This window comes from Sphingobium chlorophenolicum, assembly GCF_000722875.1.
GTDB classification, from domain to species: domain Bacteria; phylum Pseudomonadota; class Alphaproteobacteria; order Sphingomonadales; family Sphingomonadaceae; genus Sphingobium; species Sphingobium chlorophenolicum.
Genome location: NZ_JFHR01000025.1, coordinates 62,329 through 71,628 on the forward strand (window position 1 = coordinate 62,329; position 9,300 = coordinate 71,628).

Sequence of the window (9,300 nt, forward strand, 5' to 3'; positions counted from 1 at the left end):
GGACTCTCCCACTCGCCGCGCACGGGCGCGCGGGAGCTTCTGACGCGCGCTACCAGCGCCGTGATCGCCGGCAGCACGAGCAGGGTCAGCACTTCTGGCAGGGCTGCAATCGAAAATTCGGGGATTAGCGGATCCTTCGATGCACCGAATGCCGAATTTTCGGGGATTTGTTAGCCAATTTTCCGAAAAATCGAGAGTTAATGGTGAATTTTGGGTCGATGTCGCCTGCAAAACACGATGAAATGTTCTTCGGGCACGATCCGCAATCCCGCTATTTCAAAATTCCTGTCGGGGAGAGTGGCTAATGCGCGTCTGACCGCGACATGCGGCTCCTCGCCGCCGTTCCCGTTCGTCCAAGAGAAAAATCAGGTTCGGTTATGCCATGAGTTCCCACGAGCCTGCCGTACTCCCGACGAACCTGACCCGAAACCAGCTTCATGCGCTCGTTTGGGAAAAGCCGATCAGCCATCTGGCGAAGGCATTCGGCATATCGCACTACGATTTGGTGGCGATCTGCGCGCGGTTCGACATTCCCCGCCCGATGCGCGGGCATTGGAACAAGCTGGCGGCAGGCAAGGCGGTCGAAACGAAAACGCTGCCGCCAAAGCAGCCCGGCACGCCCGACAGGATCAAAATCGCGCCGCTCCAGCGGGGCCGCGCGGCTGAACCTGCAGCGGAAGAGGCATTGGCGGCGGCGCGCGGCAGGGCGAGCATGCGGCCGGTCGCCGAACGGCTCGTCCGTCCGCATCCGATCATCGCCGGCTGGCTCGCCAGACGCGAGCGGGAAATCAGGAAGGGCGATCATATCTACGACCGCCGGCTCAAACGATCGGTCCGGCCCTCGGTGTTCAGCGTGCAGGAGCGGCGGCGCCACCGTATCCTCGATGCACTGTTCAAGGCGCTCGAAGCCGAGAAGATCAGCGTGACCGAAAGCGAGCGGCTGGAGCTTTTCGCAGCATCCGGCCGTGAAAAGATCGAGTTCCAGCTCCGGGTAAAGCTCCAGCAGGTCCGGCGTCCGCTCACCACCGATGAGCGTGAATGGTACTCCTATCGCGACAAGGACTACAGGCTGGAACTTGCCGAAACCGATGCCCTGATCTTCGAGGTGAAGACCTGGCTGCCTGCCGGCCTGCAGCGCAACTGGCAGGACGGCCGCAAGGGCACGGTCGAGACGATGGCGAGCGACATTCTCGCGACCATGCTCGCGGCTTTCCCGCTGATGGTGGCTGAGCGCGAGCAACGCGAGAAAGCGGAAGAGCGGCGGCGGATCGAGGAGCAGCGGCGCTATGAGCTCGAACAACAGCGCAAGCTCGACCAGAACCGCTTCCGGTGCCTGCTCGAACAGGCCGGCCGGTGGCGCGAGGCCGAGCTCGCCCGGAGCTTCGTCGCCGCGCTGCGCGCCGCAATCGCCGATCCGACCGTGGAGATCGACGACAGGCCGGCATCCGAATGGCTGGATTGGGCGGAGGCGCGGGCGAGCCAACATGATCCGCTCGCATCCGATCCGCTGGATGTGTTCGATACGATCGCCGTTGTGACGAACTGGACGTACCGTGATCGGTGATCGGATGCCCGTCCTGTCAGCCGCGAGCGAAGTTCGGCTTCAGCACTTTCGCGCCGTCGCGCAGCTCGTCGAGATGATCGGACCAGTGCTGCATCATCCGTACGCGCTCGTCCCAATATTCGCCGCGGGTGTAGGCACGCCGAATGGCGTTGGTCTCCATATGGGCGAGTTGGCGCTCGATGGCGTCGGGATTGAACTTGCCCGTTTCGTTGAGCAGCGTCGCCGCCATGGCCCGGAAGCCGTGCGCCGTCATTTCCTCCTGACCAAAGCCGAGTGCCCGCAGCGCCGCGTTGACGGTGTTCTCCGACATCGGGCGCCGCGGCGAACGGAAGGAAGGGAAGCAGTATTTCCCCGTGCCCGTCAGCTCCCAGAGTTGCTCGAAAAGCTTGGTGACCTGCGTGGACAGCGGCACGCGGTGTGGTCGTCGCATCTTCATCTTCTGCTCGGGGATATTCCAGACCGAGCGGTCGAAGTCGAACTCGCTCCACTCCGCCTGGCGCAGTTCGCCGGGGCGCACGAACAGGTGCGCCGACAGCCTGAGCCCGAAGAGGGTGATGGCATGCCCGGTATAGCCCTCGATGGCGCGCATGAGTTCGCCCGCGCCCTTGGGCGTGGTGATGGCGGCGAGATGCTTGGCCTTGGGCACGGTAAGCGCGCCGCGCAGGTCACGCGCCGGATCGGTTTCTGCCCGCGTCGTCGCAACGGCGTAACGGAACACACGGCTGAGGACGCTGCGCATGCGCCGCGCGCTTTCGTATCGGCCCGTGGCCTCGACCGAGCGGAGTACGACAAGCACCTCCTGCGCTGTGATCTTGGCGACGGGGCGGTTGCCGATCTTGGGATAGGCCTTGTCGAGCAGCCAGCGGATCTTGCTGAGTGTGATCTCGGCCATCCCTTCGCGTTCCTGCTTGGCGACCCATTCCTCGGCGACCAGCTTGAAGCTGTTTTCCTCGGACAGCATCGCGCGCGCCTCGGCAAGCTTGGCCTCGTGCGAGGGGTCGAGGCCGGCGGCGATCAGCTTGCGCGCCTCGTCGCGCCGCTCGCGCGCATCGGCGAGGCCGACGTCGGGCCAGGCGCCGAAGGAGAGCGTGCGCTGCTTGCCGAGATAGGCATAGTTCAGTCGCCAGAGCTTGCGGCCGTTCGGCTTGACGAGAAGATAGAGTCCGGCACCATCGGTGAGCTTGTATTCGCGCTCCCTCGGCTTGGCGCTCGTGACGGTCGTCGCGAAGAGTTTTCCCATGGTATCGGCCCGTCCATAAGGGGCCTTCGATACCATGCAGGATACCATATTTGTTCCCGATTGGTGCCGGATCAGCCCGGATTTGACCGGACGGTCTTAGCACAAAAAACGGCTGAAATCAGCCACTTTCGGGACGTTCCCGGACGTCGCCGGAAGAACAAATGGTGCCCAGAAGAGGACTCGAACCTCCACGACCTTGCGATCGCCAGCACCTGAAGCTGGTGCGTCTACCAATTCCGCCATCTGGGCACGGGGTAGGAGCGCGCAACTAGCCGCTGGCCTGAGGGCTGTCAACGCGCCCCATGCATTATTTTTTATTTTTCTGGTTTCCCGGCCAAGAGCTTTTTACGGCCCTTTTTTCAAGGCCACTGCCGTTGAACTGGAGAATAGCATGGATCGCCCCGAAACCGCGCCGCCCGCCTTTCACGCTCGCCCGGATGGTCTGCGGCTGGCCTATCGCCATCGGCCCGGCGCAGGGCCCACGATCGTCTTCCTGCCCGGCTATATGTCCGACATGGAGGGGGGCAAGGCGGTCGCGCTGGACGGCTGGGCGCAGAGCCGGGGCAGGGCGATGCTGCGGCTCGACTATGCGGGCAACGGCGCGAGCGAAGGCCGGTTCGAGGATGGCACGCTGGCAAGCTGGCGCGACGACGCGCTGCTGTTGATCGATTCGCTGACCCAGGGACCGATCGTGCTGGTCGGCTCCTCCATGGGCGGTTGGCTGGCGCTGCTGATCGCGCTGGCCCGGCCGGATCGGGTCGCGGGACTGGTCGGCATCGCGGCGGCGCCGGACTTCACCGAATGGGGCTTTACCGATGCGGACAAGGCGCTGCTCGCAACCGAAGGCCGCATCGTCGAGCCGACCCCCTATGGCGACGATCCCTATGTCACCACCCTGGCCTTCTGGGAATCCGGCCAGTCGCTCCGGCTGCTGGAGGGAGAGATCGCAATCGATTGCCCGGTGCGGCTGTTGCAGGGGCAGGCCGATCCCGACGTGCCCTGGCAAACCGCGCTGCGCGTCGCGGAGCGGCTGCGTTCATCCGATGTGCAGACGCTGCTGATTAAGGATGGCGACCATCGCCTTTCCCGCGACCCGGACATCGCCCTGCTGATCCGGACCGTCGCCAGCCTGTTGGACAGCCTCTGATGCCCTTCCTGCTCCCGTTGCTGCTGCTCGCGCCGCAAGCCTATGATCCGGAGATTGAGGCCGTGATGAACCGCAAACGGAAGGAAAAGGCGGAGGCCGCCGCTTCCGCCGCCCCCGCGCCAGTCACCGCTCAGGCAAGCGATGGCCGCATCCCTGTCCCCGACAAATTTGCCGCAAAGTTCCAGGCCTGCTTGGATCAGGCGGTCGAAGCGCCGGACAAGGGCGTCGCCTTCGCGCAGCAATGGCGGATCGACGGCGGCAGCTTCTATGCGCGCAACTGCATGGGCTTTGCCTATGCCCGCGCCGAACGCTGGTCGCCCGCCATCGTCGCCTTCGAACAGGGAGCCGACGAAGCCGAACGCAACGGCGAAATGGTGCAGAGCGGGCGACTGTGGGCGCAGGCGGGCAATGCCGCGCTGGCCGGTGGCGATGCCGCCAAGGCGCGGGACGATTTCGACGCGGCGCTTGCGCGAGGGCTGCCCGATGGGTTGGAAAAGGGCGAAGTCCATCTCGACCGCGCCCGCGCCCTGGTGGCGTTGAACGACGCGAAGGGCGCTCGCAACTCCCTTGACGTCGCATTGGAGCAGGTGCCCCGCGATCCGCTGGCCTGGCTGCTCTCGGCCACGTTGGCCCGCCGCTCCGGGGAAATGAAGCTGGCGCAGGCGCATATTGCGCGGGCAGTGCAATTATCCCCCGACGACGCCTCGGTCGCGCTGGAGGAGGGCAATATCGCCATCCTCACCGACCATGAGGATATCGCCCGCTCCGCCTGGCAGCGCGCCGTGAAGCTGGCGGCGCAATCACCGGCGGGGAGGGCGGCCGCCGACAATCTCTCTCGCCTGCCCGCGCCGAAACCAGCCGACTGATAGCGCCCCTAGTCGATGTAGAAATCGACGGTCGTGACGACGCGCACCTTCTTGTAGGGCGTGTCGCTCGACCCATCGCCTTCGCCGTCCCGCGCCTCGATCGAGAAATAGCCCTGGGTCGCGCTCTTGATGCCGCCCACGCTGGCGCCGCTGTCGCGGGCGAATTGTTCGGCGGCGGCACGGGCGTCCTTGGTGGCGGCGGCGACCATGGTCGGCTTCACGTCGTTCAGCTTCGTGAAGCTGTAGCGCATGCCCGACCCTTCCTGCAGCGTGACGCCGCGCCGGACGAGGTCGAACTGTTGCGCCACGGCGCGCTGGGCGCGGGCGATGTCGGTCGTGCGCAGCAACATGCGCTGGGTGATGGTGATCGTGTTGACGCCGTTGTTGATATATTGATTGACCCCCGCCCCGGTCGCCGTCAGCGCATCGGGCTTGAAACCGAGGCTGGCGAAATAGGCGCGCAACTCCTTGGTATTATTGTCGATCTCCGCCCGCACCGCAGGCAGGTCGAAGCCGGTCGCTGAATAGCTGATCGACCAGGTGGCGAGGTCGGCGGTCACATCCTTTTCCGCCAGCCCGCGCACAGTCACGGAGCGGTCGGCTGCCTTGGCGCGCTTCAGCCCGTCACCCAGAAGATAGCCGCCGCCGAGCATTCCCAACGCCAGCACACCCGCGCAGCCCAGCAGAAGTTTGTCATGATATGTTAGTGCCATGCCCGCCTTCCTCTTCCTTCCGGACCGAACGCCCCTTATCTTGGCAACAGCCCTAATATCCCAGAGATGAACCGTTGCTTTATGGCGATGAATGGAGTGTTTCCTTGCCCAAATATCTGCACACGATGATCCGCGTGACCGACATCGACCGGACGGTCGACTTCTTCCGGCTGCTCGGCCTGCAGGAACAGAAGCGCGTTGACAATGCGCAGGGGCGGTTCACCCTGATCTTCCTCGCCGCGCCGGGGGATGAAGAGGCGCAGGTCGAACTGACCTATAACTGGCCCGCCGAAGACGGCACGCCGCCCGAAGTCTATGGCGGCGGCCGCAATTTCGGCCATCTCGCCTATCGGGTCGAGAATATCTACGAAACCTGCCAGCGGCTGATGGACGCAGGCGTCACCATCAACCGCCCGCCCCGCGACGGGCACATGGCCTTCGTGCGCACGCCCGACAATATCTCGGTCGAACTGTTGCAGGACGGCTATCTGGAACCGGCGGAACCCTGGGCCTCCATGCCCAATACGGGAGTCTGGTAAGGCCATGCTGGAGGTCGTCCGCATCCCCGTTCTCAACGACAATTATGTCTGGCTGCTGCACGACGACGCCAGCGGGGAGACGGTAGCGGTCGACCCCGCCATCGCGGAACCGGTGCTGGAGGCGGCGCGCCAGAGAGGCTGGACCATCGGCCAGATCTGGAACACGCACTGGCATGGCGACCATGTCGGCGGCAATGCGGCGATCAAGGCGGCGACAGGCTGCATCATCACCGGCCCCGCTGCGGAGGCGGAGAAGATCGGCACGCTCGACCGCGCGGTGCGGGAGGGCGACAGCGTCCGGATCGGTGACCATCAGGCGACCGTGCTGGAGGTGCCTGCCCATACCGCCGGTCACATCGCCTATCATCTGCCGGACGACCGCCTGATCTTTGTCGGCGACACGCTGTTCGCCATGGGCTGCGGCCGCTTGTTCGAGGGGACGGCGGCGCAGATGTTCGCCAATATGCAGCGTCTCGCAGCCCTGCCGGACGATACGACCGTCTATTGCGCCCATGAATATACCCAGTCCAACGGCCGTTTCGCCCTGACGGTGGAGCCTGACAACGCCGCCTTGCGCACCCGCATGGATCAGGTCGACGCAGCGCGGGCGCGTGGGGAACCCACGGTGCCGACCAGCATCGGGCTGGAGCGGGCGACCAACATCTTCATGCGGGCGCGCGACATCGCGCAACTGGCGGAACGCCGCGCCGCCAAGGATGCCGCGTGACGGTTTCGGCGCGGTTCCATCGTCTTTCGGGCGGGGACGAATGAGGAGAGGTGTCATGCGTCGACGAATGCGTTCCGGCCTGTGCCTAGCCCCGCTGCTGCTGGCGGGATGTTCGGGCAGCTATGAACCGCCCAGGCTGACGGAAAAGCAGACCAGCGAACTGGAGCGCGCCCTGGCCGGCAAGGTGGCGGGCGAAAAGACCAGTTGCGTCAATCGCGCACCGCAAGCCAATCTGACGGCGATCAGCAACAATGTGCTGCTCTATCGGGTGAGCAAGCGGCTGGTCTATCGCAACGACCTGATCGGCAGTTGTTCGGGCCTGTCGCGGGGCGACGCGCTGGTCATCAGGACCTGGGGGTCGCAATATTGCCGCGGTGACATGGCGACCAGCGCGGACCTGATGACCGGCATGGTGACGGGAAATTGCGCGCTGGGCGACTTCACGCCCTATCGCTCGCCGCCGAAATAGAGACTTACGCCTTGTACAGCGCGTCCAGCCGTTCCTGATAGCGGGCGCGGATGACATGGCGGCGGATCTTCATCGACGGCGTCATCTCGCTATTGTCGATGGTGAAGGGTTCGTCCGCCAGGACGAAGCGCCGCACCCGCTCGATCACCGACAGGTCGTCATTCACCCGGTCGACCGCTGCGCGCAGTGCGGCCTGATAGGCGGCGTCGTTCCCGACATCCTCCACCTTGCGGCCCTGCGCCTCCGCCCATTCGCGGGTCCATTCGGCATCGGGCACCAACAGCCCCACCAGATGCGGACGGCGGTCGCCATAGACCATCGCCTGCCCGATCTCCGGTTGCAGCGTCAGCATGCCTTCCACTTTCTGGGGGGAGACATTGTCGCCCTTGTCGTTGACGATCAGGTCCTTCTTGCGGTCGGTGATGCGGATGCGGCCGCGTTCGTCGATCTCACCGATATCGCCGGTGTGCAGCCAGCCATTTTGCAGCGCCTTTTCCGTTTCCGCCGGATTGCGCCAATAACCGTGCATCACCAACTCGCCGCGCACGAGAATCTCGCCATCCTCGGCGATCCGCACCTCTACGCCGGGCAGCGGCGGGCCGACCGTATCCATCGCAATCCCCGCGCGCGGGCGGTTGCAACTGATCACCGGCCCCGCCTCCGTCTGGCCATAGCCTTGAAGCAGCGTCAGCCCCATCGCGTCGAAGAACAGGCCCACATCGGGATTGAGCGGCGCCCCGCCCGACACCAGCACCTTCATCCGCCCGCCGAAGCGCGCCGTGACCTTGGACTTCAGGGTGCGGGACAGCAGCGCCTTCATCGGCAGGTCGAGCAGCGATTTCCGCCCGCCCTGCTCCTTCGCCGCGATGCGCAGCGCCTGTCCCAGCAGATAGGCGGGGAATCTGCCCTGCTTCTCGATGGACTTGATGATGCGGGTGCGCAGCACTTCGAACAGGCGGGGGACGACGACCATGATCGTCGGCCGCGTCTCCTCTATGTTGCTGGCCAGCTTTTCCAGCCCCTCCGAATAATAGATCTGCCCCGCCACCATGATCGGCATGAACTGGCCGCCGCTATGCTCATATGCGTGCGACAGGGGCAGGAAGGACAGGAACACCTCGTCGCCCCATCCGAAATCCTCCTCCAGCAACTGGCAGGCCCCCTCCACATTGCAGAGGATCGCGCCATGATGCTGCATCACCCCACGCGGCGCGCCGCCGGTGCCGCTGGTGTAGATGATGCAGGCCAGATCGTCGCGCCCCGCCGTCTGGCTGGCGGCGCAGGCGTCGATGTCGGTGGGATGATGGGCGATCAGGTCGCTCCACAAATGACAGGTGACATCGCCCTGCATGCCGCGCAACGGCTCCATGCCGATGACCAGGCTGGCCTGCGACCGCAGCACGGCGGGCATCAGATTCTGCGCCAGCTTCGCGGTGGAGACGATGACGGCGCGGGCGCCGCTGTCGGTCAGGATATGCTGGTGATCGCGGGTGGTGTTGGTGGTGTATGTCGGCACCGTGACGCATCCCGCCGCCATGATGGCCAGGTCCGCGATGCAGAATTCCGGCCGGTTCTCGCTGACCAGCATCACCGGTTCGCCGGGTTTCAGCCCCTGCGCCTGCAACGCGCTGGCGAGGGAGGCGACCTGATGGGCGGCCTCGATCCAGCTCAGCGATCGCCACTGGCCCGCCATCTTGCGCCAGAGGAAGGGCGCGTCGCCCATCGCCTTGGCGCGGGTGAAGAACATGGTCACCAGATTGGGAAAACGCTCGATCGGCTTCAAAACGGCATCTCCTCACTCGCGGCGTGTCGTCCGCACGCTTCTTCGCCTGCCTGGCAGGCTATAACTTCGCCATGCCGTAACGGCCATGATTTTTCGCGGATTGGTAGTGTGCGGGATGTTCTGCAAAATCCATTGAGGATTTGAGCGGCCATGGCAGGCTGGTGATGTTCAAAGTCGCCAACCCCAATGGAGCCCCACCATGACCAGGAATGAGAATAGACCATCGATAGCGGCCGTCAAAGATTTGATGGG

10 protein-coding genes and 1 tRNA gene are annotated in these 9,300 nt (G+C 64.7%); 6 read left to right on the top strand and 5 right to left on the bottom strand.

What is annotated here, in order from left to right; all coding sequences use genetic code 11:
* The first annotated feature begins 505 nt into the window (after window positions 1-505).
* Entirely contained in the window at window positions 506-1,564 is a 1,059-nt protein-coding gene (locus BV95_RS12145) for a hypothetical protein (RefSeq protein ID WP_234703173.1), read from the top strand.
* A gap of 16 nt (window positions 1,565-1,580) precedes the next feature.
* Here the strand turns inward: BV95_RS12145 and BV95_RS12150 are convergent, their stop codons facing one another.
* A complete protein-coding gene (locus BV95_RS12150; RefSeq protein ID WP_037452054.1) occupies window positions 1,581-2,804 on the bottom strand; it encodes a tyrosine-type recombinase/integrase in 1,224 nt (407 codons plus the stop codon).
* 162 nt (window positions 2,805-2,966) lie between these two features.
* A tRNA-Leu gene (locus tag BV95_RS12155) sits at window positions 2,967-3,053 on the bottom strand.
* Between the two features lie 142 nt (window positions 3,054-3,195).
* Between BV95_RS12155 and BV95_RS12160 the strand changes: the two genes are divergently transcribed.
* Together BV95_RS12160 and BV95_RS12165 are read left to right on the top strand one after the other, a co-directional pair.
* On the top strand, window positions 3,196-3,951 hold the full coding sequence (locus BV95_RS12160) for an alpha/beta hydrolase (RefSeq protein ID WP_037451991.1): 756 nt from the start codon (window positions 3,196-3,198) through the stop codon (window positions 3,949-3,951).
* Entirely contained in the window at window positions 3,951-4,817 is an 867-nt protein-coding gene (locus tag BV95_RS12165; protein WP_037451994.1) for a tetratricopeptide repeat protein, read from the top strand. Before BV95_RS12160 ends, BV95_RS12165 begins: the two co-directional genes overlap by 1 nt.
* Before the next feature lie 8 nt (window positions 4,818-4,825).
* Here the strand turns inward: BV95_RS12165 and BV95_RS12170 are convergent, their stop codons facing one another.
* Window positions 4,826-5,530: an SIMPL domain-containing protein gene (locus tag BV95_RS12170; RefSeq protein ID WP_037451995.1), complete on the bottom strand. Its 705-nt coding sequence runs from the start codon at window positions 5,528-5,530 to the stop codon at window positions 4,826-4,828.
* Between the two features lie 104 nt (window positions 5,531-5,634).
* Between BV95_RS12170 and BV95_RS12175 the strand changes: the two genes are divergently transcribed.
* From BV95_RS12175 to BV95_RS12185, 3 genes are read left to right on the top strand one after another with little or no spacing between them, the layout of a single operon-like run.
* Window positions 5,635-6,069: a VOC family protein gene (locus BV95_RS12175; protein ID WP_037451998.1), complete on the top strand. Its 435-nt coding sequence runs from the start codon at window positions 5,635-5,637 to the stop codon at window positions 6,067-6,069.
* A gap of 4 nt (window positions 6,070-6,073) precedes the next feature.
* Window positions 6,074-6,796, top strand: a complete 723-nt coding sequence (gloB, locus tag BV95_RS12180) for a hydroxyacylglutathione hydrolase (RefSeq protein ID WP_037452001.1) — start codon at window positions 6,074-6,076, stop codon at window positions 6,794-6,796.
* A 55-nt stretch (window positions 6,797-6,851) separates the two neighbouring features.
* Window positions 6,852-7,265 (top strand): hypothetical protein, encoded by a 414-nt coding sequence (locus tag BV95_RS12185; RefSeq protein WP_234703174.1) that lies wholly within the window; start codon window positions 6,852-6,854, stop codon window positions 7,263-7,265.
* A gap of 4 nt (window positions 7,266-7,269) precedes the next feature.
* Here BV95_RS12185 and BV95_RS12190 read toward each other — a convergent pair whose 3' ends face one another.
* Window positions 7,270-9,048, bottom strand: coding sequence for an AMP-dependent synthetase/ligase (locus BV95_RS12190; RefSeq protein WP_037452006.1), 1,779 nt, complete (start codon window positions 9,046-9,048; stop codon window positions 7,270-7,272).
* Between the two features lie 58 nt (window positions 9,049-9,106).
* Window positions 9,107-9,300: hypothetical protein (locus BV95_RS24425; protein ID WP_214442608.1), on the bottom strand; the 194-nt coding region annotated here is incomplete at its 5' end.